Source organism: Bacillus thuringiensis (genome assembly GCF_001182785.1).
In the GTDB taxonomy this organism is placed as follows: Bacteria; Bacillota; Bacilli; order Bacillales; family Bacillaceae_G; genus Bacillus_A; species Bacillus_A thuringiensis_S.
On record NZ_CP012099.1, the window covers coordinates 1,051,260 to 1,077,670 of the forward strand.

A 26,411-nucleotide genomic window follows, 5' to 3' on the forward strand; every position below is an offset into this window, starting at 1 on the left:
CATTTGGAAAGAAGGACGATGTATGAAGAAAGTAAAGTGGACTTTATTAGGCGGCGTCGCAACGTTTGTAGTAGCAATTGTACTCTATAAACTTATCGTGTTAGCTGGTGGCTATATGATGGATGAAAAGCAGCTCGTTTTCCACTCTTCATCACGTATTGTTGACCAGAAAGGAAAAGAAATTACGAAATTATACGTAGAAAACAGGGAACTCGTACCAGTCGAGCAAATTCCGAAGTATGTGCAGCAAGCGTTTGTTGCGGTGGAAGATTCTCGTTTTTATGAACATCAAGGAATTGATTATCCGTCTATATTCCGTGCTCTTTATAAAGATACGTTAGCTGGAGAAAAGATAGAGGGCGGTAGTACCATTACGCAGCAACTCGCTAAAAATGTCTTTTTAACTCGTGAAAAAACATTTACGCGCAAATTGAAGGAAGTCGCAATTTCTCTTCAATTAGAGCAAAAATATACGAAGCAACAAATTCTTGAAATGTATATGAATCATATTTATTTTGGTCATGGGGCTTACGGTATTCAAGCGGCAGCAAAGTTGTATTTTAATAAAAATGTTGAGGATTTAACAGTAGAGGAAGGGGCAATGCTTGCAGGTCTTCCGAAGTCACCAAACGGATATTCACCGTACTACTCTGCAGAGAAGAGTAAGGAACGCCGCGATCTCGTGTTGTCACTTATGCATAAACAAGGCTATTTGACTGCAGAAGAAAGTGTTCGTTATCAAGGGAAGACAATTGCTCTATATAAAAACTTAGATGAGAATGAGCTTGCATATATGCCGTATATTGATATGGTCATAGATGAAGCAGCGCGTTTATACGGGTTATCTCATCAAGAGGTACTCCGAGGGGGATATACGTTTGTCGTACCAATGGATGAAAAAATTCAAAAGGTAGCGTATAACCAGTTTCAAGATGCAAGGAATTTCCCTGGGAAAGAAGAGGGGGCGCAAGGTGCATTTTTATTAATGGATAATCGTACGGGAGGGATTAAAGCGGCGATTGGGGGAAGAAAGTACGTCCCGAGAGGATTTAATCGTGTTTTTGCCAAAAGGCAGCCTGGATCTGTTTTAAAACCACTTATCGTTTATGCACCAGCACTAGAAACGAGAAAGTATAATCCGTATTCTTTATTAACAAATGAAAGAAATTCTTTTGAAGGGTATGAACCTCGAAATTATAATCATGAGTATTCAAAAGAAATGACGATGTATGATGCGATTTTAGAGTCGGCAAACGTACCGGCAGTTTCTCTATTAAATGAGTTAGGGGTAGAAGAAGGAAAGCAATATTTAGAAAAAGGAAATGTCCATATTGCAGATGCTGGTTTAAGTACAGCGCTTGGGGGATTAAAAAATGGCGTTTCAACATTTGATCTTGTAAAAATGTATCGTTCATTTTTAGCAAATGGAAATATTATTGAGCCGCACGTTATTGATAAAGTATTAAATAGACACGGTGCAATCATTGGGGAATCGCCAAAAGTAGAGACGAAAATCTTCTCGAAGCAGACAGCATGGTATATGACGAAAATGTTAGAAGGAGTTGTGAAGGAAGGAACAGCGAGAGTTGGTGTATATAACGGTGCGTTAGCTGGGAAAACAGGTACAACTTCATTGCCAAATGACGATAAGGGAGCAAGAGATATGTGGTTCGTCGGCTATACACCGAACTTAGTAGGCGCTGTTTGGATTGGTTATGACCGTACGGATAAGGAGCATCAATTGCAAGGAGAAAGTGCATCTGCGACAAAATTATTTAAGAAAATTTTAACGAAGGCTAATGTAGAGCATAAAGAGAAGTTTATGAAACCTGAAGGTGTGGAAACAATCGGTTCTCCAATTCGGCTACGAAGAATTGAAGATGTAAAAATGAAACTATCATTTAGTCCTTTCGGTTTATTTAAAACAAAATTAAGCTGGACGCCACTTCCAGATAACAGAATTATGTACCGAATCTATAGAGTGGAGAACGGAATTCATACGCATGTTAGCACTGTAAACGGTGCTGGAGAATATGAGGAAAAGTTCGTTAACATATTTTCAAAACCGAGCTTTTACGTTGTACCATATAATACACAAACGAATCGCGAAGGAGAAAAGTCAAAAGTAGCTAAACCATAGTTTTTCTCTGTGTTATAATAAGAATGTTGTGAAAATAGTAAGCGTTTTTACGAATGTTTGTGTCAATTTAATGAACAACGTACATAATATTATGCATTTTGTTTTTACAAGCTGTATAGTAAAAAAAGATAAATATCGAACGTATTCGAAGCATTGGTAAGGAAGGGAGCAAGGGTCTTGGTAAGAACTATAAATGAGACATTTTTAAAAGCATGTAGGGGGGAACGTACCGATTATGTACCAGCATGGTATATGCGTCAAGCAGGTCGTTCACAGCCGGAATATAGAAAGATTAAAGAAAAGTATTCTTTATTTGAAATTACACACAATCCAGAGTTATGTGCTTACGTTACAAAATTGCCGGTTGATCAATATAACGTAGATGCAGCAATTCTTTATAAAGATATTATGTCACCACTACCTGCAATTGGTGTGGATGTAGAAATTAAATCAGGTATTGGCCCAGTTATTGATAATCCAATCCGTTCTTTACAAGACGTAGAAAAACTAGGGGAAATCAATCCAGAAGATGACGTACCGTACATACTAGATACAATTCGTTTATTAACGACAGAAATGTTAGACGTACCGTTAATCGGTTTTTCAGGAGCTCCATTTACATTAGCGAGCTATATGATTGAAGGCGGTCCATCTCGTAACTACCATAATACGAAAGCGTTCATGTATGCAGAGCCAAAAGCTTGGTTCGCTTTAATGGATAAACTAGCAGATATGGTTATTACATATTTAAAGGCGCAAATTAATGCAGGAGCAAAAGCAGTTCAAATTTTCGATTCTTGGGTTGGAACAGTAAATGTAGCAGATTATCGCGTATTTATTAAACCAGCAATGGAGCGTATTTTTGCAGAAGTTCGTAAGATGGGTGTACCGATGATTATGCACGGCGTAGGAGCTGCACACTTAGTGAATGAGTGGCACGACTTACCGCTTGATGTAGTCGGCTTAGACTGGCGCTTACCGATTGAGGAAGCACGTGCACGTGGCGTTCATAAGGCGGTCCAAGGTAATATGGACCCTTCATTCTTACTTGCGCCATGGTCTGTTATTGAAGAACATGTAAAAGGTATTTTAGATCAAGGGATGAAACAGCCGGGTTATATCTTTAACTTAGGTCACGGTGTATTCCCAGAAGTAAATCCAGATACATTAAAACGTTTAACTACATTTATTCATGAATACTCTAAAGGGCAGTTAGCGAAGTAAAGGAGAATTGCTGTATGAAAAAGAAAATTGGTTTGCTTGTAATGGCATACGGAACGCCATATAAAGAAGAAGATATTGAACGTTACTATACACATATTCGTAGAGGAAGAAAGCCAAGTCCTGAAATGCTGGAAGATTTAACAGAGCGTTACCGTGCAATTGGTGGTATTTCTCCTTTAGCTACTATTACATTAGAGCAAGCTAAGAAGTTAGAGAAGCGTTTAAATGAAGTGCAAGATGAAGTAGAGTACCATATGTATCTTGGCTTAAAACATATCGAACCGTTTATTGAAGATGCGGTGAAAGATATGCATAACGACGGAATACAAGATGCAATCGCACTTGTTCTTGCACCTCACTATTCTACGTTTAGCGTGAAATCATACGTTGGACGAGCACAAGAAGAAGCTGAGAAACTTGGAAACTTAACAATTCACGGCATTGATAGCTGGTATAAAGAGCCGAAATTCATCCAGTACTGGGTTGATGCAGTGAAAGGTATATATAACGGCATGTCAGACGCAGAGCGTGAAAAAGCAGTACTAATCGTATCTGCACACAGCCTACCAGAGAAAATTATTGCAATGGGCGATCCATATCCAGATCAATTAAATGAAACAGCTGATTACATCGCGCGTGGCGCTGAAGTAGCAAACTATGCGGTAGGCTGGCAAAGTGCAGGAAACACACCAGATCCTTGGATTGGTCCAGATGTACAAGATTTAACGAGAGAACTAAATGAAAAGCACGGTTATACTTCATTCGTATATGCACCAGTTGGATTTGTTGCGGAACATTTAGAAGTTTTATATGACAATGACTTTGAGTGTAAAGTTGTAACAGATGAAATTGGCGCGAAATATTATCGTCCAGAAATGCCAAATGCATCGGACGCATTTATTGATTGCTTAACAGATGTTGTATTAAAGAAAAAAGAATCTGTACTGTAAGAAGAAAGGGGGAGCCTGCTTGAGGAAAAAAGTTGTGATCGTCGGCGGAGGCATCACTGGATTAACAGCAATGTATAACTTACAAAAAAATATTCATGAAAAAAACTTGCCGATTGATACATTACTTATAGAAGCATCGGGTAAACTTGGCGGAAAAATTCAAACCGTTCGAAAAGATGGATTTACAATTGAACGCGGACCGGATTCTTTCTTAGCACGAAAAGAAAGTGCAGCTAGATTAGCGCGAGAATTAGGTCTTGGCGATGAACTTGTAAATAATCAAGCCGGTCAATCATTTATCCTCGTAAACAATCGGTTACATAAAATGCCGAGTGGATCAATGATGGGAATTCCAACGCAAATTACGCCGTTTCTATTTTCCGGGCTGTTCTCCCCAATTGGTAAATTAAGAGCTGGTTTTGATTTATTAATGCCGAGGTCAAAGCCAGTATCTGACCAATCACTCGGACAATTTTTCAGACATCGCCTCGGAAACGAAGTGGTTGAAAACTTAATAGAACCGTTACTATCGGGTATTTATGCAGGGGATATTGATGAAATGAGCTTAATGTCAACATTCCCGCAAATGTACCAGCTTGAGCAGAAACATCGCAGTATTTCACTCGGTATGCGTACGCTCGCTCCGAAAGAAGAGAAAGCTGAACCGAAAAAAGGAATCTTCCAAACAGTGAAAACAGGTTTAGAATCTATCGTAGAATCTCTCGAAGCAAAGATGCATGAAGGTACGATAATAAAGGGAACTCGCATTGAAAAAGTTGCAAAACAGGGTGATGGTTATACGATTACTCTTAGTAACGGAAAAGAAATAGAAGCGGACGCCATCGTAGTGGCAACTTCGCATAAAGTATTGCCGTCCATGTTTGCTCAGTACAAGCAGTTTCGTTTCTTCCGTAACATTCCAGCCACATCCGTTGCCAATGTCGCACTTGCTTTCCCAAAGTCCGCAATCCAGCGCGATATTAATGGTACAGGATTTGTCGTATCACGAAATAGTGATTACACGATTACAGCATGTACGTGGACGCATAAAAAATGGCCACATACAACGCCAGAAGGAAAGACACTCCTTCGTTGCTACGTCGGGCGTGCTGGTGATGAAGCGGTTGTAGAACAAACTGAAGAAGAACTCGTTCAGCTCGTACTAGAAGATTTACGAAAGACGATGGATATTACAGAGGATCCAGAGTTTACAATCGTAAGTCGATGGAAAGAAGCGATGCCTCAATATACTGTAGGCCATAACGAGCGAATGAAAAAGCTCACAACATTTATGGGGAAAGAGTTGCCAGGGGTATACTTAGCAGGTAGTTCCTATGCTGGTGCTGGACTTCCAGATTGTATTAATCAAGGTGAGTTGGCAGCGAAACGTGTGCTGGCACATATTGAAAAAATAGTAGAATGTGAACGAGAAGCTTTAAATGTATAAAAAACTCCTACTTCATTAATGAAGTGGGAGTTTTTTATTGGAAAATAGGTGTTTTGTACTGTCCATATTCCACCTGTTTTTAACGTAAGTAATTTTTTGGTTTAAACTTATAGCTGAGATTAATTTTTTGTAAAATTTGTCGAAATATAGTTCTATATAACGAATCATTTGTTATGATAGAAATGCTGAGAAAATATGAAATAGGGAGAGGAAAATGGCTGTGAAGAAATTGTTAAGCGTCTTTTTATCATTTTTGCTATTGCTTTCATTTACTGGAACTTTAGCGCAAGCAGAAGAAAATGCTTCTATGTCAGTAGAAAAAGCAATTCAAGTATTTAAGCAGCAAGGGAAAACGAAGGGGATTGTGGAAGGATATATTGTTGGATATACGCAAAGTTCTTCTAAATATACGAAGGATCCAGCTAAGTTTGATGATACAAACGTAGCAATTGCAGATTCGCCAAACGAAACGAATCCAGACAAAATCATGCCCGTTCAGTTGCCAAAAGGTGATGTGAGAACGGCAGTGAATGTAAAAGATCATCCTGAAAATATCGGGAAGAAAGTTAGTTTGACTGGGACTCTTGAATTATATTTTAGTAACCCAGGTCTAAAATCAGTAACAGCTTATAAGTTTCAAGGTGAAGGACAAAATCGTGTTAGCGATGTAGTAGCTTCGCCGAACGGCGGAGAAGTTGCTAAAGGAACAGCGGTAACATTAACGACGAATACAGAAGGCGCAACAATCTACTATACGTTAGATGGCTCTAATCCTACTAATAAAAGTGTTCGTTATAATGGACAAATTATAGTGAGTGACAATAGTGTAGTGAAAGCAATCGCGGAAAAAGAAGGGCTTACTTCTTCAGCAATTTCGACATTTTCATTTATTATCGTAAATAATGAACAGGTTCGTATTCATGACATTCAAGGAAAATCACATATGTCTCCTTACAACGGGAAGAAAGTAAACAATGTGGAAGGCGTTGTCACAGCGCTTGATAAAAACGGCTTTTATATAGAAGATAATCAGCCGGATAATGATCCAGCTACTTCAGAAGGTATTTACGTATATAAAAAAGATGCGAATGTAGCAGTAGGAGATCTAATTCAAGTTGATGGAGTAGTAGAAGAATATGTTGGACCAGGATATGCAGAGCGATTTGAAACAGACTTAACGACGACAGAAATTAAGGCGAGTCGCGTTGCTGTAATCGCAAAAGATCAATCTTTGCCGGCATCGATTGTACTTGGGGAAAACGGTGTGAAAATCCCGGACCAGATTATTGATAATGATGCATTTGGTTTATTTGATCCAAATGAAGATGCAATCGACTTCTATGAAAGTATAGAAGGTATGCGTGTTACGATGCCAACACCAAAAATTATTACACCTCAGAAAAACGGAAATTTATATGTAACAGTAAAAAATGGTGGAGATAAAATAGTAACACAATATGGCACACCTCTATTAGATGAAAATCAATTAAACCCAGAGCGTCTTTCTGTAAAAGTACCTCGCGATTATGTAGCAAAAGTAGGAGATACTTTCACTGGAGATATAACAGGGGTAGTAGGATATGATTACGGTTCTTTCCGTATTTCGCCAATAACAGAATTGCCAGCTGTAGTGGATGGTGGATTTAAGCAAGTAGGGGCAAATATTCAGCCACGTCTTGATAAGTTAACGGTTGCTACATATAACATTGAAAACTTCTCAGCGAATAAAAAAGAAACAACAGATGAAAAGGTAAAAGCGTTAGCGTATTCTATTAAATACAACTTAAAAATGCCAGATATTATCGGTGTAGAGGAAATGCAAGATAATAACGGATCAATTAATGACGGTACAACAGATGCGTCATTAAGCGCAAAACGTATCATTGATGCAGTTCTAGAAATTCGTGGACCAAAGTATGAGTATGTAGAAATCGCTCCAAACAATAATCAAGATGGAGGAGCACCAGGAGCGAATATTCGCGTCGGCTTCTTCTATAATCCATCACGCGTGAAATTAGCGACGGTACCGAAGTTACTTGATAAAAATGTTGTTCGTATTGGGGACGAAAATCCATTATTTGAAAGTACACGTAAACCGTTAGCGGCAGAATTTACGTTCCAAGGACAAAACATTGTTGTCGTTGCAAATCACTTAAACTCAAAACTAGGAGATGCAACGCCATTTGGAAAAGTGCAGCCGCTCGTATTAAAAAGTGAAGATAAACGAATTCAGTTAGCACAAGAAGTAAATCATTTCGTGCAAGGAATTCAGAAAAAGAATACGAATGCACCAGTTGTTGTGTTAGGTGATATGAACGATTTCGAATTCTCTAAACCACTAAAAACACTAGAGGGAACAATCTTAAAAGATATGTTAAACACAGTGCCGAAAGAGAATCGTTACACTTACATTCACGAAGGAAATGCACAAGTGTTAGATCATATTTTAGTAACAAACAACATCGCACCGCACACAATTGTAGATCCAGTGCACTTAAACTCAAACATAATGAAAGAGCACGGACGTGTAAGCGACCATGACCCAGTACTTGCTCAAATTGATTTGAAGAAAGCTTCTTAAAGAAAGGAACGCTTAGGTGACTAAGCGTTCCTTTTTTGCATCGTTATAGAATAGTATAAAGAGATGATTCCTTTTTTTGTAATCTAATGATAAAATTGATTGAAAATTTAGTTTTTTGAAAGGGGGACATCAATGCAGTTACAAATAAATGGAAAGTTAATGAATCAGCTTGCAATTTTTTTTAGTACGATCGTCATGCTTCAGTTTGTAGCTGATGTAACAGGACTTACAAGCAATCTAGATATTACGTATAACTTAATTAATATAACAGCTTCTTATATAACATTTAGTTTGGCGGTTATTTTTACTTTAATAGGTGCAAGAAGAGAATTAAGTAAATATGCAATTATTTTATTATGTTCAGTGGTAGGTATTAAAGCAATTTATTTTGTGGTGTTCGTTATCTTATGGGGATTGGCAGGTACACCGTAAAGGGGAGGATGATTATATGAGTAATGATAATAAGAGCGTAATTCTCTATGTTAACTTAGGGGATTACGCTCTTATTATCATTTAGTCTGAAATTGTTTGAAACGCTTTTCTACACCGCTCTCTTCTTTGCAGTCTTCTTTTATATTTTTTTCTATCCCGCTTTACTCCTTGTATATACATAAGTAAGCTAACGAAAAGGAAGAAAGCACATTGCGTCATTAAAATATATGGTGACATGCCTTGCAATGGCTGTTTCGGATCATATAAATGAAAAGGTGCTCCGCCTATTGAAGGAAGTATTGTATTTAGCAGGACGTAAGGAATGGAGGCGGCTGCAAATGGAAAGAGAATTGCCATATAGTCTTTTTGTGACCATACAGATGCAGCAAGTCCTAAAAGGGCCATTAAACCTGCAAATAAAAAATTAATTCCGATATATACAGCAATGTAAGTGAGAGGCGCATCAAAATATAGGTTTGCAAACATTCCATCAGCATTTATGATGCCTGAACCAACCGTAGGTGTTCCGTCTGGAATGGTTAATTTGCAAAATAATAACGATAAGATGAATGGAAGTGTATAAAGAAATCCTCCGCAAAAAAACGTAACGATATATTTCGCTACTGAATAAGGAAATATAGAAATCCCCTTACTCACAAACGGTTTAAAACCATCGGACTTATCCGAATTGTAACTTGTACTAAAGGGGAAACTCGCAATAACTGGCATTAATAATAAATAAACATCCATTTCATTGTCGCGAAATCCAATCCATTTTAAATCTGTTGATATAGGACCATTTGCTGCGTTTCCTAAATAACGAATTACATAATAATAGTGATAAATGCAAATAAGAACGAATCCACTAAGCATCATAATGAAAGAAATACGACTACAAAAAGCTTGCTTTATATTTAAACGAAGTGCACGCATCATGACTGAAAAAGCCTCCACTGTTTTGATAAACTTGTCTATTTTCTATATTACTATTAATTGTAAAGATTTTCTTGTTTTTTTATTTGATTATTTGAAAAAGAGGAATTTTGTTGTTGTGAAGTAAGGTTTAGCTGAAATTAATTTTTCTAAAATATGGTTGACAATTAAGTATTACATTTGTAATCTTAAGTATAGATTACAAATGTAATACTTAGGAGTGAAACATACGATGACAAATCAATTACCTAAAATATCTGAAGCGGAATTAGAAATTATGAAAGTACTTTGGTCGAGTTCTCCACAAACAGCGAATGAAATTATAGAAGAACTGGAAGATGCAATGGACTGGAAACCGAAAACAATCCGCACATTAATTAATCGATTAGTACAAAAGGAAGCCGTTTCTTACCATCAAGATAAAGGGCGAATGTATGCTTATTATCCGTTAGTATCACAAGATAATTATTTGCAAGTGGAAACGAAATCTTTACTAAAGCGTTTTTGCGGTGCAGCGTTTAAACCATTACTTGTTAATTTCTTAAAAGAGGAGAGATTATCTTCAGAAGATATTAATGAATTAAAACGCATTTTAGATGAGAAGACAGAGGAGAATAAGAGGAAGGATCGATAAAAATGATAAACACGCTTATAAATGTATACCTTCCTCATTTTTTTGATTGGCTTATAGAAACTTCACTTATGGCTAGCATATTAGTTGGATTTATTTTATGCATAAAAGTTCTATTTAGAAATAAATTAACACCCCGGTGGCAATATATGTTGTGGATCGTATTAATGATAAGACTCCTTTTACCATGGTCGCCAGATAGCTCTTATAGCATTTACTCATTACTTTCCTATAGTTCTAGTGTATCGGAAGTTATTCCAAAAAATATGCCGGCTACTGAGAATATAGTGAACATAGAAAGCGACCGTAAAGTGGAATTGGAATCAAATCCTAAAATGGTGACAAAAACTAGCGAACCGGAAGTAGAAGTCAGTTCGGAAAAACAGACTACATTTTCTTTATACAAACTTGCTTTGTATGTGTGGCTAGCTGGGGTAATCATATTAGCAGCTATCACGTTTCTTACAAATAGACGGTTATATTCGTACATAAAGAAACAACCGGATATTACGGATGAACAGGTCATTACAGTGTTTGATCGCTGTAAGCAGTCTATGAAAGTGAAGAAGGCAGTTTCCTTACGTTTAGCAGGAAAAATTGCAAGTCCAACTGTGTTTAGTTTCTTCCGCCCAAAAGTATTACTATCAAAAAAACATATGAAAGTATTAAATGAGCAACAATTACAATATGTCTTTTACCATGAGTTAGCTCATATTAAGAGAAACGACGTAGCTGTAAATTGGATTATGTACAGTTTAATCCTATTAAATTGGTTCAATCCAATTCTTTGGTACGCCTATTTTTGTATGCGAGAAGATCAAGAATTAGCCTGTGATGCATATGCACTTACTTTTATAGATAAAGAGGAACAAATTGCATACGGTCATACAATTATTACCCTTCTAGAACACTATTCCTATCAAGTGCCAAGCCTAGCAAATTTAAGTAGAAATAAACGAACACTAAAAAGGAGAATCATTATGATTAAAAAATTCCAAAAGAAATCGTATCGTCTTTCTTTACTTGGAGTTATTGTCATAGTTGCTATAGCAGGCGGATTTTTATTAAATGCAAAGATAACTGAGGGAGATGAAAGACAGGAAGAAAAGGTTGTAGAAAAAAAGCAATCTAAAGCAGCTTTTGAAAAAGCGATAGAAACAGTATATGGTACACCAGAGAATGCAAGTAGAGAATGGGGTATGTCAATAAAGTCATATAAAAGGGATACAGATTTTTTGTATTTGGCAGAAAAGAATTTTACAAAAGAAGAATTTGAGCAGTATGTTCAATTATTTAAAGAAGCTAAAGAAATTCATAAAAAAGCAATGGTTAATAAAAAAGTACCTGAGAATTATGATAGAGATACAAAGGAATTTAAACGTGAACGTTTGAATAAAGCTGATCAAGAAAGATTAGCTAGTATTGAGAAGAAATTAGTTCCACTTTCGGAAAGGGTGGAGAAGTCTTTAACATATACTATAGAAGAAGCGAAAGAACATGTACCGTATCAAATTAAGCAGCCGACTTATATACCTGAAGGTTATGAATTAAAGAGGGAATGGGCTGACTCATATTTTGGAAGAGATGTAGAATTAGTTGTTAAATCAGAATATGCAAATGGAAAATATGGTTTTACAATTTACCAATCAAGGATTTATGCAGGTGGTAATAAGGATCCACTTCACTACATGATGCCTGGAGAAGAGAATCTAGAAAGTTATAATTTAGACGGGAAAGGAATGGTCTATAATAAATCTTCTCATGGAGAGGGTAAGTTAAAAGGGCTCAAAATGTTTGTACCAGAACAAGGAAAGAATAGTGAGTATCAGATTGTCATAGTGAATGATATTTTTACAAGAGATACAAAGATATACGAAGAGATAATTGATGATGAGCTAACTAAGAAAGAAATGGAGAAAATATTACTTTCTATGTCAAAATAATAGACAGTGTTCTTAAACTTTTAGTTTTAAGAACACTGTCTATTTTATTAAATTTCTAGTGGGATCTAGCCAGCAATTATTATGAATATATTCTAGCTTTCCATACAAGTATACTTTTTGATACACTATGGACAGTATGATATAACTTGACTGAAATCTTTTATACTGGAAATAATAAAAAGAGAACTTGTATAGAATGTAAGCGTGTGGTAATATCAAAGATGTACTGATTGACTATATTATCCAATCGGTCATTTTTGGAGGTGACAATGTGGCGATAGATCGAAAACGTTCTATTATTGAAGCTGCAACAAAGTCTTTTTCAGCGTTCGGTTATAAAGCAACAACGATGGATCAAGTAGCGAAGTTAGCGAATGTAGGAAAAGGAACGATTTATACTTTTTTCAAAAATAAAGAAGAGCTATTTGGTGAAATTATTTCTAATTTAATTACAGAAATGAAGCAAGTTGCAGAAAGCGCAATTCGTTCAGATGTTTCATTTTTTGAAAATGTACATAGAGCATTATATAGCATCTTGGAATTTAGAAAAGAACATCAGCTCATGATTAAATTAATTCAAGAAGAGCGCGATATGGGAACGAAAGAAGTACAAGAAGTTATGCAACAAGTTGATGTGGAAATCGTTTCTGTTATTCAATCGTATTTAAAGATTGCGATTGAAAAAGGTGAAATTAGCAAATGTGATCCAGAAATTACAGCATTTATTATGCTTCGTCTATATGTATCACTTATTTTTGATTGGGAAAAAAATCACGAACCGCTAGAAAAAGAAAAAATTGCAGAGTTATTTGAACTTTATTTACTAAAAGGATTGTCAAACTAAGATAATCCTTTTAATTTTATAAAAAATGACCAATTGAACAATATGGTCATATATTTAAGTTAAGGGGGGATATAGAAAAACTATAATCAAAATGAGGAAAAGTTGCATAGTAATAAATTCAGGGATAAGGCATATGTATGAACAAGTATAGCCTTTTTGTTTGGGTGAAAATGACTAAATGAACGTTTTGGTCATTTTATAAAAGGGGGAGAAATTATGAAAGGGAATCAGTTACTTCGTAAAGAGTTCACGGAAATTATAAAAAGTAAAAAAATATTAATTCCAATTATCGCGGTTTTATTTGTACCGATTTTATATGCAGGGATGTTTTTGTGGGCCTTTTGGGACCCGTATAAACAGTTAGATGACTTACCCGTTGCAGTAGTCAATTTAGATAAAGGCGCACTATTTGATGGAAAACCAATTGAGATTGGAAAAGGGCTCGTTGATAATTTAAAAGATAATAAAAGTTTTAAATGGGAGTTCGTAAGTGAAAAAGAAGCAAAGAAAGGAATGGAAGGTAGAAAGTATTACATGTTAGTGCGCATTCCAGATGACTTCTCAAGTAACGCTACAACGTTATTAAAAGACAATCCAAAGCGATTAAACTTAGAATACATTCCAAACGAAAGTTTAAACTTCTTATCTTCACAAATTGGCGGAACAGCCATTGAAAAGATTAAAACTGAAGTATCCAGCACGTTAACGAAAACATATGCAGAGAAAATGTTTGATTCTATTAAAGACGTCTCAAAAGGATTAGCAGATGGAGCGGAAGGGGCAAATGAACTACATGACGGATCAAGTGAATTGCATGATGGTTCAAGTAAAGTGACGGATGGCCTTCATACACTTCAAGGGAAATCTGGGGAGATGAAGGATGGAGTTGAGAAACTATTTGATGGATCTGGGAAAGTGACAGCAGGTTTAAATACGTTAAATAGCAAAACCGGTGAAATGCAAATAGGTATCGGGAAATTAGTAGATGGATCAGGAAAAGTAACAGATGGTTTACATGTATTAAATAGCAATGCAGGTATCGGAAAATTAGTAGATGGGTCAGGAAAAGTAACAGCAGGTTTAAATACATTAAATAGCAAAACGGGTGAATTGCGTGATGGATCTGAGAAAGTGACCGGTGGCTTGAACAAATTAGTAAGTAAATCCGGTGATTTAAAAACAGGAACAACTAATCTATCAAATGGTATGGGAAAACTTGTTGAAGGGCGAAGTCAATTAGAAAAAGGGTCTCAAGAAATTCAAAAGGGATTGCAAGATTTAAATAGTAACGTACAAAAGTCTGCTGCAGCCTTAGAGGAAATGCAGTCGAAAGTTCCTTCTATATTGAATACAGTAAATGAAAAAATAGATGCGGCTGGGGCGAATATAAATCAGTTAAATGAACTTACGCAATCAACAGTAGGAGATGCTAAAACTGCAGCACAAGATGTAGTAAATTTACAAAAGCAAATTGAAAGTTTACCAAAAGAATATCAAGAGCAGTTACAACCGTTCATAACAAGTGCTGTAAAAAGTACAGCGACAGTTCAGCAAAAGGCTGCCGGAGTAGCAGGTGGAACAAATAAACTAAATGAAGAAGTAAAACAATTAAAGGGCGAAATACATCAAACAACAAATGGATTGCAAAATAAATTACCAAATCCAGCAGGGATGAAAGCTCTGGCAGATGGTGTTGAGAAACTAACGAACGCACAAAATGAATTTGTTAGTAAGTTTCATGGATTTGGTGAGGGATTAGATAATGCAAAAATAGGTGCTGATAAATTAAAAGATGGATCAGTTCAATTAATTGATGGAGTAACGCAATTACAAAGCGGCTCTGGAAAAGTAACAGATGGATTAGGTCAATTATTTGCAGGAGTAAATCAATTAGCAGATGGCTCAAGCCAAGTAACAGGTGGTTTAGGAACATTATCTGCAGGAGTAAATCAATTAACGGATGGCTCAAGCCAAGTAACAGGCGGTTTAGGTACATTATCTGTAGGAGCAAATCAAATGGCAGGTGGAGTAAATCAATTAGCAGATGGCTCCGGTCAAGTAACAACAGGCTTAGGCACATTATCAACTGGCTCAACCCAGCTAATCGATGGCGTTAATAAACTAGCAGACGGATCAGGAAAAGTAACTGATGGACTAGTGAAAGTAAACGATGGTTCAAGTGAACTTGCAGAGAAACTTGGCGAAGGAGCAGAAAAAACTGGTGAAGTAAAAGGGACGGATAAAACGTATGATATGTTTGCAAGTCCTGTAAAAGTGAAGACGGAGAAAATGGCGGAAGTTCCAAACTACGGAACTGGATTTACGCCGTATTTCCTATCACTCGGTTTATTCGTTGGGGCATTACTATTATCAATCGTATATCCATTACGTGATACAGTCGGCGTTCCGAAATCAGGGTTTAGTTGGTTTATTAGTAAGTTCGGCGTACTACTATCAGTTGGTATTATTCAAGCGATAGTAGCAGATGTTATATTACTGTTCGGATTAGGTGTAGAAGTAAAAAGTATTCCGTACTTCATACTCTTTAGTATCATTACAAGTTTAGCGTTTATTGCATTAATTCAATGTTTAGTAACAGCATTCGGTGATGCAGGCCGTTTTATCGCCATCATCACATTAATTATGCAGCTTACAACAAGTGCTGGAACATTCCCGTTAGAGTTGATTCCGAAGTTTTTACAACCATTCAATGCTTGGTTACCGATGACATATTCTGTATCAGGACTGAAAGCAGTCGTATCAAGCGGAGACTTTAATTTCATGTGGCAAAACGTAGGGGTGCTCATGATTTTCATTGTTGTATTATCACTTGGAACAATTGCATCCTTAACTTGGATGCACAAACGACAATTTAGAAATATTGCTGAAAATCAATCGGTTGAAGCGTAAATAAGGAACATAAAAAAGGTACCGAAATGGTGCCTTTTTTATTGGTCTTTTTTTATCACGCTATTTGTGGGCAGTAAGGCTCCCACCTCAAAATTTGGCTAGAGAAAAGAAGTTGGGTGGGAGATAGACTGCCAATAAACGCCTGATTAGTGTGGGCTAATAATCAGTGAGGCTGAACAAAACACCTACTGATTAAAGTTTCACTTTATAGGCTGAGAAATTTCATTTGTTTTTCTATTTTTACGGAAGAAGTATATAGCAATACTTATAAGGATAATTGTAGCTACAATCCAAACAAATGGACCATATTTTTCAGCAAAAGTATATAGTTTCATGTTGCTGGAAATGTCCTCTTTTGTTTTTCCTATTAGAATTTCAGAGCCACTATAACCTTCAAGTGTATCTCCTTTTTTTATGCCAAAAATAAGAACGTCTGATTTGTTTTCTATTCCGGTGTATCGGTATCCTTTACCTTTAATTGTTAATTGGGTATCATCCTTTTTTAGTGAATAGTCTTCGGCAGAAATATCTTTGCCTGACAGTGTAATTGGTTCCATTGAGAAGCGGATTTCTTTTAATGCAGGAAGATTCTCATTGTTTAGTAAGAGTTGCTTTGCAATATGCTGCTCAGTATTAATGTTTATCCAATTTGCTTTTCGTCGTTTATATGTATTAATTTCAAGGAGTGCGAATTCTTTATTTTGAAGTTTTTCCTCTGTAATAGGTTGCGCGGTAGTTAATGTTCCTTTTAATAAAATCACACCGTCTTTTGCAGATTGAAAGGAAGTGGTTTCCTTTGTTTTCTTTAATGTATTGATAGTCCCTTTATAATCCTCTTTTCCTAAAAGAACAGCTCCTGTATGTACGGTTAAAATAAGATATAGGATGCTGAATACGATAATAGCTTTTTTCACTATTTCCCCTCCAAAGTATGTATAATTAAATTATAACATAATTTACCATAATAAATTTATTAATTTGAATAAAAAGTTACAGACGTAAAAGTAATAAATACATTAAGAGAAGTGTAGATGAGAGGAGTAAAAATGAAAAAGAAATACAGTTGTAAGAAAGTTGTACAACTGTACTTAAAGTGGATAAAATATTTTCTTCATAATGTAATGGTTGTTTTGTATCCCTTTTTCTCCTTAATTTCATCATATTTCATGTATAGCTAAATAAAAGGACAGGAATTACAACAATTTACAGAGAAACATAGAGTAGAGGGGCTGGTATGATGAAAGGAAATCTTACTTATTATTTTGTCTTAAATCCGCTAATCATCTTTCTTGTTTACGCCCTTTCACCTATCTTGTTTCATAAAGAAAAATATATAAATATGAAAGATGCACTAGGAATACTTGTAGTTTACTATGTGCTAATTAGTGGGTATTACTTTATGGATGTTATTAGTAAAAGAATGAAGAAAAACGGTAAAGACAAATAAAGAGTTTTAGTACATAAAAATCGATGGAGGACAACAAAATGACTGAAAGTGAAATGAAATTTAGGGATACGACCATTCGTAACTTTTTTGATAAAGAGGACCGTCTAAAATCGATTCCAGGTCAAAAGAAGAAAAAACTAGTATTGTTAGAGTATTTAATTAGCAAGTTAAATGCGGAGAATCAGTATACGGAAAAAGAAATCAATGCATTCATCAAACAATATCATGACGATTTTTGTACGATTAGACGCGAGTTTATTGTGCAGGGGTTTATGGACAGAGAGGATAATATGTACCGTATAAATGGGAGAGAAGTGTGGACGAAGTGGGAGGAGCTATGAGTGTAATGAGGAAGGGGGATTTTCTTGCAAGCTAGTAGTCTTATACATGAAGAGATTTCAGGGAAACCATCAATTTTGGGGATGTTTACTTCACCAACACTGCAATTCAAAAGGATGAAGAATCAAAGAAATATATTTTTACCACTCGCTCTTTTAATAGTATTCATTATAGTTTCAAGTGCGTTAATGTCTTGGAATACTTCAAACAATCCTGCGCTTAGTATGTTTCATAATAAAACAGGATTTACTGTTCCAAAATACATAACTTTCTTTACTACATTTGGGATTTCCGCAATTAGTGGAATCGTAGCTTTATTTTTTGCGCCTATATTCTATAAAAATATTATGATTTTTTTCGGGGTTGATATTAACTATAAGGAAACGTTCCCGATAATTATTTATGCTTCATTTGTATTGCGATTAGGGATGATTTTAAACGGATTAATTGCACTGTCTCTAAGTGGGTATGAGATATCTTATACAAGTTTAGGCGCGATAGCAACGGATAATATGGTTCTACATACAATCGCTCAAAGAATAGATATATTTAATATTTGGTATTACATTTTATTAGGTATAGGTTTAAAAACGATTACGAATTTAAATAGGGATAAACTTATTCCTTTTATTATTGTACTTTTTATTTTTACTAGTTTATTAGCAAGTATGGCTGGATTTATGCAGGAAATATCTAATCCATAAAGGTATTATGAGAAGCAGAACTATAAAAGGTGGATTGGATATAGACCAATCCACCTTTTATCATTTTTTACACTAAAACTTTTTTCTCCAATCTTTCTTTCTGACGTAAATGATGAGCAAAATGCATAGAAATAAGTTGGAACCATTCTGCTGCATGTAAGTAACCAAGCCCAGGATGTTCGACTTTACAATCACTTGGAATAGAAGAAAGTGTTGGCTCAATGTCTTTAACAACTGTAATTAATTCTAGAATACGTTTTTGTATTTCTTCTTTATTAGAGGGGTTTTCAGGTGTATATCCAGGATGATTTGGTACTTTGATTTGTATATTTGGGAAAGCACCAAGTTTATATACTTTTTCACCCATATCCGTTTTCTTGTTAGTTGCAGAAGGCACTTCAGTTCTACATTTCGCGATTGCATCTAACTGCATATATGTAGAGGCAATTAAATGATTGTACATTTGACCGAGAGACCATTCCTCAGCAGAAGATTTGATCTTAAATTGTTCTATCGAATATTTTTCTAATTCCTCCATGTAATACGTAGCTAATTCTTCAAATTTCTTCATAGTGTTAACTCCTTTTTATAAAAATGTATTTGTTAATACTTACTATAAAGGAGGGATACTGACAACATTATGTCAGTAGTGAAATTAAAGTTTTAACATTTTTTTTGCTTCATCATGGATTTTCTCAGAAAGAATTTTTGGCTCAAGTACTTGCACTTGGCTTCCCCAGCTCAATACCCATTGAAATACTTCGTCTATGTTTCTTGATTTCAACAAGACATGAAAGCCATTGTCTTTGTGCTCGTATGAATCTATAAAAAAGTAGCGAGATTCAATAATCTTATGTGCAATATGAGATGGGAATAATAAGCGAACCGTAACAGTACGATTGCTTTCGGGTTTGTAGTTTTGTAAAGAAAAGTCTTTCGGTTTTGTGAAGAATTCTTGTTCTTGCTGTAATGTATCCATACGATCTAAACGAAAATTACGTATTTGTTTTCGAAGTAAACAATGAGCAACGATGTACCAAATCCCTGAAATGTTGACTAAACCGTAAGGATGAACAGTCCGTTTTATTTTTGTAGTTTCTCTCGGTTTACGATAAGAAAAAGAGATAGCTTGTTCTTTTTGAATAGATTCTTGCAACAGGAGAAGTTGGTTTTCTAGTTTTTCTTGTTCAGGTTGTTTGTGTGAAAATATGGGAGAAAGGAAACGGAAGGTTCCTCGTAGTTCCCGGGCTTTCTGTTTTTGATCAGCAGGTAGGACAATTTCAAGTTTCTCTTTTGCCGATTGCGCATGTACAGAAAAAGAAGAAGTGAAAGTTTTCTCTATATAATCACCGCCTAGTAAAAGAGTAACAGCTTCTTCAGGTGTAAGTTGAATGGGAGGCAAAAAATAACCATCCATTAATGAATAACCGTGGCCGGGCATTGCGAAAAGTGGGACGCCAGATTCACTAAGTGCATCCATATCTCGATAAATGGTTCTTATACTTGTCTCAAATTTTTCAGCTAAGCTTTGTGCTGTAACAGTTTGTCTTCTTTGTAATTCAATTAATATAGCTAATAAACGATCTGTCCGATTCATGAAATATCTCCTTCAATTTTTATAAATATGCTTTCTATAAACTTCTAAAAGTATTATATATTCCCCTCCCATTAACAGACTTTTTCCTATGTATAATATTAATATAGTAAAATCATAACAACCGATATTGCAGTTTCCAATAATATACTATATAATCAATTTAAGAAAACGTTTTCATGCAAAGGGGGAGAATTTCGTGTCGACTATAGAGGACGTGGCGAAATTAGCGGGGTTATCAAGGACAACGGTTTCTAGGGTGATTAATAATCATCCATATGTTTCAGATGAGAAGAAAAAAAGGGTTCAATTAGCAATGAAGCATTTAGGCTTCGTTCCTAATTCTGCGGCGAGAAGGCTTCGTAAACAAAAAACGGAAACAATTGCGGTGCTAGTTCCAAGGATTACAAATCCTTTTTTCAGTAGATTTATTGAAGCAATCGAGATTGCAGCTTCTGAACATAAATATAAACTGATTATTTGTCAAACAAGATATTTACCAGAAAAAGAGATGGAGTATTTACAATTATTATCTACGAAACAAGTAGATGGGATTATTCTATGTTCACTAGAAAATCCGTGGGAAGATGTAGAGCCATACTTACAGCACGGTCCAATCGTGTTATGTAATGAATATATTGAGGAAGCAAATATTCCAACAGTGAAGTTTGATCATGCGCAAGGAGCATACATAGCTGCGAAGCATGTGTTAGATCAAGGGTATCGTAATCTTATTTTTTGCCGTGGTAACGAAACCAAATTAGTTAGCCAGCAGCGAAAAATGGGCTTTTTACGTGCAATAACTGAGAAGAGCCGCCAAGTAGAAGCGATTGATTTTCTTGAAAACGCTTTCTCTTGGGAGGATGGAAAACGAATATTCCATGAAGTATTAAAGGACAAAAAAAATCCTACCGCGATTTTGGCAGGAGGCGATGAGGTAGCAGCTGGAATTATCTCAGAGGCGAAGCACCATAACTTGAGCATTCCAGATGATCTCGCTGTTATCGGTTTTGATAATCAAATATTATCGCAGATTACAGAACCAGGTATTACGACAATTGAACAGCCAATTGATGAAATGGCCCGAAAAGTTGTCGACCTGATGATGGATAAAATCCATACGAAAAATTATCGAAAAAAAGAATTGTATGAGTTTGAACTGGAGCTCTTGGTGAAAGGTTCAACGATGAAGGATAAGATGTTATTAGCCTAGTAGACTATGTCTGCTAGGTTTTCTTACGTTCACAAACTACTATTCTTCGTGAACGCAGTCATCACATTTGTTATGGTATGCTTCGTGTTGCTCATCAATTTCTTTCCCACAGTGCGCACAAGTTTTCGTCGGTAAATTTCTGAAAAACTCCATTGGTTGATCGATCATGTCAATCCCTCCATTTCCATTTCTTACTATCATTGTATTAGTACAAAAAATAAAAGTCAACAACTGTTTTATAACAAAATTGAAAATTAATGAAAAAGTTTAGGAAATGGATTATAGTTAACAATGTAGGATGTAAGTAAAAAACTTTCTCAAGTACGGAGAAAAACTGCATTCCTACTCGGTTTTAGAAAGGATGGATACATATGAAAATGACTGTTGTCGGCTTTTGGGGCGGCTTTCCAGAAGCGGGAGAAGCAACGTCGGGGTATTTGTTTGAACACGATGGTTTTCGTTTACTTGTAGACTGTGGTAGTGGTGTACTAGCACAGCTTCAAAAATATATAACACCATCTGATATAGATGCAGTTGTACTTTCGCATTATCATCACGATCATGTTGCAGACATTGGGGTATTGCAATATGCGAGATTAATTACGAGTGCGATAACAAGGCAACTACCGGAATTACCAATATACGGTCATACGTTTGACGAGAATGGATTCCATTCTTTAACACATGAACCACATACGAAAGGAATCGCGTACAATCCAGAAGAAACACTTCAAGTTGGACCATTCTCGATTTCGTTCTTAAAAACTGTTCATCCTGTTACATGCTTTGCGATGCGTATTACAGCTGGAGATGATGCTGTAGTATACAGCGCTGATTCAAGTTATATTCCTGAATTCATTCCATTCACAAAAGATGCTGATCTTTTCATTTGTGAGTGTAATATGTATGCACATCAAGAGGCTGCAAAAGCAGGGCATATGAATAGTACAGAAGTAGCAAGTATTGCAAAAGATGCGAATGTAAAAGAACTTTTATTAACGCACTTACCGCATACAGGCAACCCATCTGATTTAGTAACAGAAGCAAAACAAATTTTCAGTGGCCATATTACGCTAGCGCATAGTGGCTACGTATGGAACTCATGAGGTGATACGATGTTATTTATTGATAATAAAGGAATTACAGATCCTAGAATAAACTTAGCGATTGAAGAATATTGTGTGAAGAATTTAGATATTAACGAAACATATTTACTGTTTTACATTAATGAGCCTTCGATTATCATTGGTAAAAACCAAAACACAGTAGAAGAAATTAATGCAGATTACGTAAAAGAAAAAGGTATTCATGTCGTTCGTCGTCTATCAGGCGGAGGCGCAGTATATCATGATTTAGGAAACTTAAACTTCAGCTTTATTACGAAAGATGATGGAGATAGTTTCAGTAACTTCAAAAAATTTACTGAGCCTGTAACGAAAGCGCTTGGTAAATTAGGCGTAAATGCAGAACTAAGTGGTCGTAACGACATTTTAGCTGAAGGTAGAAAAATTTCAGGTAACGCGCAGTTCTCAACGAAAGGTCGTATGTTCAGTCACGGTACGTTACTATTTGACTCTGAAATCGATCACGTCGTATCAGCGCTAAAAGTAAAAATGGATAAGATTCAATCAAAAGGAATTAAATCAATCCGTAGCCGCGTTGCGAACATTACAGAGTTTCTAAACGAAGAAATGACGACAGAAGAGTTCAGACAACTTCTTCTAGAAACAATTTTCGAAGGAGAAACAGAAATCCCAACGTACGAATTAACAGAACATGATTGGAAAGAGATCCACAAACTTTCTGAAGAACGTTACCAAAATTGGGATTGGAACTACGGAAAATCACCGAAGTTCAACTTACAACATTCACACCGCTTCCCAGTTGGACAAGTTGATGTTCGTCTTGAAGTGAAAAAAGGAACAGTAACAGAATGTAAAATTTACGGCGACTTCTTTGGTTCACTAGATGTTCATGATATTGAAGAGCGTCTAACAGGCATTCAGTTCGATAAAGATGCATTCACTGCAGCTTTAGAAGGCGTAGATATCGCACGCTACTTCGGTAACATTACAACAGAAGATTTCTTACATTTATTCTTCTAAAAATAAGGGAGGCTACCATAACGGGCAGCCTCTTTCTTTTTGCGTAGATTGTCAGGCTTTGTCGGTAAGTCGATATAACTGAAAAATCGCCGATATAAATTAAGTTGCGCTGATATATTTGGAGAATCGCCGATATAAACCGAGTTGCGCTGATATATTTGGAAAATCGCCGATATAAATCGAGCTGCGCTGATATAACTGAAAAATCGCTCATATAATTTCATTTACCACAAAACATAAAATCACAGGACATCTACCTCTTATAAAGGAATATATATATTCAAAAGGAGGCGGATTGATATGAAAAGGGTAATGTACGTTGTATTATTACTCAGCTTCGTCATCGGAATGACGGCGTGTAACAGTGAATCGCCCTCAAGTCGTACAATTTTGTCTATCGGAAAACCAGCGGAGGATAATGTTATATATTTTACGCATACAGATAACAAACGAAAGATACATGATATACAAGACATGTTTCAAAATAAGAAGTGGAAAAGAAATGAAACATTCAGCACTGTTAATAAAACGCCAGATGTCGTCTTATCAATAGATGAAAACAACAAAGGGTTACCGACGTTATATGTTACCGTGTATTTTCATGAAAATGGAGCGGACGCGATCAACTTGTTTGGAGAGCATACGACGTTAAATAAAGAGGAACTTAATAAACTTAGAGAAAAGATGAATGCATATTATCCTAAAATGATTTCTGGTCTAGTTTCATAAATTACTTGCAAACAAAATCCCCTTATTCTTCCAAAGTAAACTAAGAGTAGTTGATCTGTCTATATGCAGTTAATAGAATATCACTTGCCACTTTAATTTTCTTTTAATATAATTAATTTAGAATTTTTAAATATTCTAAATTTTATAAAGGTGGGGTTTTTGTGAATCTCGTTCAATCTTTGGCTGAAACGGCAAAAAAGAAGGGGGATAAACCGGCTTATATATTTATGGATCAGTCGGTCTCATATGACCAATTAAACAAAATGGTCACAAGGTTTTCTAGCAATTTAGCAGAAATGGGCATTGGAAAAGGGGACAATGTCGCATTAGTTGTTGGGAACTCGCCACATTTTTTGGTCGGTTTATACGGAACAATGAAAGCCGGAGCAACTGTTATTCCAGTTAATCCAATTTATACAGCAGACGAAATGCATTACATTTTACAAAATGGAGATGTAAAAACAATCATCGTACTCGACGTCCTTCTACCTGTTATACAATCTCTTACAACAAGACTTCCTTCATTAGAAAACATCATCATATGCGAAACCTCATCAGATTTTAACCATACAGAAACCGAAAAAATGAAAACGTTTACTAGTTTTGTGGGAGCTGGAGATTTACAATACGAAGGCCCTGAACTAGATGAAGAAGATGTAGCGGTTATCCTATACACTTCAGGTACAACTGGAAAACCGAAAGGCGCTATGTTAACACATAAAAATTTATATAGTAATGCGAATGATGTTGCGTCTTATTTACAATTTACTGCTGACGATCGCGTCGTTGCGGCACTGCCAATGTTCCATGTATTCTGTTTAACAGTTGCGGTAAATGCACCGATTGTGAACGGAGCAACGATTTTAATGTTACCGAAATTTAGTCCGAAAGAAGTATTCCGTATTTGTCGTACGTACGAACCAACGATCTTTGCTGGCGTACCGACGATGTACAATTATTTATATTTATTTGAAGAAGCAAGCGCAGAAGATGTGAAGACGCTTCGCCTTTGTATTTCCGGTGGTGCATCGATGCCTGTTGCTCTTCTGCAAAACTTTGAAAAACGTTTTAACGTTATTGTTTCAGAAGGATACGGTTTATCAGAGGCATCACCAGTTACTTGTTTCAACCCGCTAGATCGTCCTCGTAAACCAGGATCAATTGGCACAAATATTTGGCATGTAGAAAATAAAATTGTAAATGAACTTGGGGAAGAAGTACCTGTCGGCGCAGTCGGCGAATTAATCGTTCGCGGACCTAACGTTATGAAAGGATACTATAATGCACCAGAAGATACAGCTGCGACATTGAAAGACGGCTGGCTATATACAGGTGACTTAGCGAAAATGGATGAAGAAGGTTACTTCTATATCGTTGATCGTAAAAAAGATATCGTCCTAGTTGGCGGTTATAACGTATATCCTCGTGAAGTAGAAGAAGTATTATATACGCACGAATCAGTAGCGGAAGTTGTTGTAATCGGTGTTCCTGATGAAAACTTAGGAGAAGCTGTGCGGGCGTACGTCGTTTTGAAGCAAGCAAACGTAACAGAAGAAGAACTAATGCATTACTGTGCGTTACATTTAGCGAAATATAAAGTGCCGAAAAGCATTGAGTTTTTAATAGAATTGCCGAAGAATACGACGGGTAAATTGTTAAGAAGAGCATTGAGAGAGAAAGCGATGCAAGTATAATGGAGAAAGATATCCCCTTTGGGATATCTTTTGTTTTTTAGAATTGACTAAGCTATAAAACCATATATTTAAACCGTAATATAACTAATACGGGGGGATATATGTATGGAACAAAAGGAATTGCGCTTACGGAACGTACAATATTTGATTTGTGATATTATGGATGCAATGAATGTGGAGAGTGAAAAGAAGAATCTAGAAACATTGCAGAAAGTAATTGACCACCTTTCAGGGGCGATCGGGGATTTGGTAGATCCAGCCAGTACGTATTCAATCGATTATGTAGAGAGAAAAGTTCATACAGCACATTATTTATTGTTTAAAAATGATCGGAAAGCGTATTTATGTAGAAAATAAAAAAGAGATGTTTTATTATTTTCTTACATATTGATAATGATTATCATGTAGAGGGAGTTTGTATGAAAATCCGAAGAAATAAAAATAAATTCCAAGTTGACACATATGAATTACAGAATTAAAATGAAAAGAAATCGAATACAATACATTAGAAGCTAATCAGATAAACTGAAGGCGCACAATGTTCACATTTG

Annotated in this window: 24 protein-coding genes; 19 read left to right on the plus strand and 5 right to left on the minus strand. The window is 35.9% G+C overall.

Annotated elements, in window-relative coordinates; all coding sequences use genetic code 11:
* The first annotated feature begins 22 nt into the window (after positions 1-22).
* The 6 genes from AC241_RS05415 to AC241_RS05440 all read left to right on the plus strand — a co-directional run bounded on the left by AC241_RS05415 (position 23) and on the right by AC241_RS05440 (position 8,774).
* On the plus strand, positions 23-2,140 hold the full coding sequence (locus tag AC241_RS05415) for a transglycosylase domain-containing protein (RefSeq protein WP_050842795.1): 2,118 nt from the start codon (positions 23-25) through the stop codon (positions 2,138-2,140).
* A 177-nt stretch (positions 2,141-2,317) separates the two neighbouring features.
* Positions 2,318-3,364 carry a uroporphyrinogen decarboxylase gene (gene hemE, locus AC241_RS05420; protein WP_000252605.1) on the plus strand — a complete coding sequence of 349 codons (1,047 nt, stop codon included), beginning with the start codon at positions 2,318-2,320 and terminating at the stop codon, positions 3,362-3,364.
* A gap of 14 nt (positions 3,365-3,378) precedes the next feature.
* Entirely contained in the window at positions 3,379-4,314 is a 936-nt protein-coding gene (hemH, locus tag AC241_RS05425; protein WP_000726775.1) for a ferrochelatase, read from the plus strand.
* 19 nt (positions 4,315-4,333) lie between these two features.
* Positions 4,334-5,761: a protoporphyrinogen oxidase gene (gene hemY, locus AC241_RS05430; RefSeq protein WP_050842797.1), complete on the plus strand. Its 1,428-nt coding sequence runs from the start codon at positions 4,334-4,336 to the stop codon at positions 5,759-5,761.
* 214 nt (positions 5,762-5,975) lie between these two features.
* A complete protein-coding gene (locus AC241_RS05435) occupies positions 5,976-8,342 on the plus strand; it encodes a DUF6359 domain-containing protein (RefSeq protein ID WP_050842799.1) in 2,367 nt (788 codons plus the stop codon).
* Between the two features lie 132 nt (positions 8,343-8,474).
* Positions 8,475-8,774 (plus strand): hypothetical protein, encoded by a 300-nt coding sequence (locus AC241_RS05440; RefSeq protein ID WP_016082574.1) that lies wholly within the window; start codon positions 8,475-8,477, stop codon positions 8,772-8,774.
* A gap of 81 nt (positions 8,775-8,855) precedes the next feature.
* Here AC241_RS05440 and AC241_RS05445 read toward each other — a convergent pair whose 3' ends face one another.
* Positions 8,856-9,710: a hypothetical protein gene (locus tag AC241_RS05445; RefSeq protein ID WP_029442080.1), complete on the minus strand. Its 855-nt coding sequence runs from the start codon at positions 9,708-9,710 to the stop codon at positions 8,856-8,858.
* A gap of 229 nt (positions 9,711-9,939) precedes the next feature.
* Here AC241_RS05445 and AC241_RS05450 point away from each other — a divergent pair, with 229 nt between their 5' ends.
* The 4 genes from AC241_RS05450 to AC241_RS05465 all read left to right on the plus strand — a co-directional run bounded on the left by AC241_RS05450 (position 9,940) and on the right by AC241_RS05465 (position 16,035).
* Positions 9,940-10,341: a BlaI/MecI/CopY family transcriptional regulator gene (locus AC241_RS05450; protein ID WP_043936581.1), complete on the plus strand. Its 402-nt coding sequence runs from the start codon at positions 9,940-9,942 to the stop codon at positions 10,339-10,341.
* Between the two features lie 2 nt (positions 10,342-10,343).
* Positions 10,344-12,281, plus strand: coding sequence for a M56 family metallopeptidase (locus AC241_RS05455; protein WP_050842801.1), 1,938 nt, complete (start codon positions 10,344-10,346; stop codon positions 12,279-12,281).
* 271 nt (positions 12,282-12,552) lie between these two features.
* Positions 12,553-13,125: a TetR/AcrR family transcriptional regulator gene (locus AC241_RS05460; RefSeq protein WP_000963381.1), complete on the plus strand. Its 573-nt coding sequence runs from the start codon at positions 12,553-12,555 to the stop codon at positions 13,123-13,125.
* 216 nt (positions 13,126-13,341) lie between these two features.
* Positions 13,342-16,035 carry a YhgE/Pip domain-containing protein gene (locus AC241_RS05465; RefSeq protein ID WP_050842803.1) on the plus strand — a complete coding sequence of 898 codons (2,694 nt, stop codon included), beginning with the start codon at positions 13,342-13,344 and terminating at the stop codon, positions 16,033-16,035.
* Between the two features lie 200 nt (positions 16,036-16,235).
* Here AC241_RS05465 and AC241_RS05470 read toward each other — a convergent pair whose 3' ends face one another.
* The gene (locus AC241_RS05470; protein ID WP_043936584.1) at positions 16,236-16,949 is read right to left on the minus strand and encodes a hypothetical protein; all 714 of its coding nucleotides are present in this window, start codon (positions 16,947-16,949) and stop codon (positions 16,236-16,238) included.
* A gap of 320 nt (positions 16,950-17,269) precedes the next feature.
* On the opposite strand from AC241_RS05470, the gene AC241_RS05475 reads away from it, so the two are divergent.
* From AC241_RS05475 to yknW, 3 genes are read left to right on the plus strand one after another with little or no spacing between them, the layout of a single operon-like run.
* Complete coding sequence (locus AC241_RS05475) at positions 17,270-17,482, plus strand: hypothetical protein (RefSeq protein WP_002182535.1); 213 nt, start codon at positions 17,270-17,272, stop codon at positions 17,480-17,482.
* 38 nt (positions 17,483-17,520) lie between these two features.
* On the plus strand, positions 17,521-17,823 hold the full coding sequence (locus tag AC241_RS05480) for a DUF2087 domain-containing protein (protein WP_043936585.1): 303 nt from the start codon (positions 17,521-17,523) through the stop codon (positions 17,821-17,823).
* Between the two features lie 24 nt (positions 17,824-17,847).
* Positions 17,848-18,525, plus strand: coding sequence for a YknW family membrane protein (gene yknW, locus AC241_RS05485; RefSeq protein ID WP_043936586.1), 678 nt, complete (start codon positions 17,848-17,850; stop codon positions 18,523-18,525).
* 67 nt (positions 18,526-18,592) lie between these two features.
* Here yknW and AC241_RS05490 read toward each other — a convergent pair whose 3' ends face one another.
* Positions 18,593-19,096, minus strand: a complete 504-nt coding sequence (locus tag AC241_RS05490) for a DinB family protein (RefSeq protein ID WP_043936587.1) — start codon at positions 19,094-19,096, stop codon at positions 18,593-18,595.
* 84 nt (positions 19,097-19,180) lie between these two features.
* On the minus strand, positions 19,181-20,122 hold the full coding sequence (locus AC241_RS05495) for a helix-turn-helix transcriptional regulator (protein ID WP_043936588.1): 942 nt from the start codon (positions 20,120-20,122) through the stop codon (positions 19,181-19,183).
* A 196-nt stretch (positions 20,123-20,318) separates the two neighbouring features.
* Between AC241_RS05495 and AC241_RS05500 the strand changes: the two genes are divergently transcribed.
* Entirely contained in the window at positions 20,319-21,332 is a 1,014-nt protein-coding gene (locus AC241_RS05500) for a LacI family DNA-binding transcriptional regulator (protein WP_016082566.1), read from the plus strand.
* 39 nt (positions 21,333-21,371) lie between these two features.
* Here AC241_RS05500 and yhfH read toward each other — a convergent pair whose 3' ends face one another.
* Positions 21,372-21,500, minus strand: coding sequence for a protein YhfH (gene yhfH, locus AC241_RS05505; protein WP_000567010.1), 129 nt, complete (start codon positions 21,498-21,500; stop codon positions 21,372-21,374).
* A 203-nt stretch (positions 21,501-21,703) separates the two neighbouring features.
* Here yhfH and AC241_RS05510 point away from each other — a divergent pair, with 203 nt between their 5' ends.
* The 5 genes from AC241_RS05510 (at position 21,704) to AC241_RS05535 (ending at position 26,217) form a co-directional block, all read left to right on the plus strand.
* On the plus strand, positions 21,704-22,438 hold the full coding sequence (locus tag AC241_RS05510) for an MBL fold metallo-hydrolase (protein ID WP_050842805.1): 735 nt from the start codon (positions 21,704-21,706) through the stop codon (positions 22,436-22,438).
* A 9-nt stretch (positions 22,439-22,447) separates the two neighbouring features.
* Positions 22,448-23,437 carry a lipoate--protein ligase gene (locus AC241_RS05515; RefSeq protein ID WP_016082564.1) on the plus strand — a complete coding sequence of 330 codons (990 nt, stop codon included), beginning with the start codon at positions 22,448-22,450 and terminating at the stop codon, positions 23,435-23,437.
* Between the two features lie 300 nt (positions 23,438-23,737).
* Complete coding sequence (locus tag AC241_RS05525; RefSeq protein ID WP_050842809.1) at positions 23,738-24,166, plus strand: hypothetical protein; 429 nt, start codon at positions 23,738-23,740, stop codon at positions 24,164-24,166.
* 161 nt (positions 24,167-24,327) lie between these two features.
* Positions 24,328-25,860 (plus strand): fatty acid--CoA ligase family protein, encoded by a 1,533-nt coding sequence (locus AC241_RS05530; RefSeq protein ID WP_001055170.1) that lies wholly within the window; start codon positions 24,328-24,330, stop codon positions 25,858-25,860.
* A 105-nt stretch (positions 25,861-25,965) separates the two neighbouring features.
* A complete protein-coding gene (locus AC241_RS05535) occupies positions 25,966-26,217 on the plus strand; it encodes a hypothetical protein (protein WP_029442087.1) in 252 nt (83 codons plus the stop codon).
* The last annotated feature ends 194 nt before the right edge of the window (positions 26,218-26,411 follow it).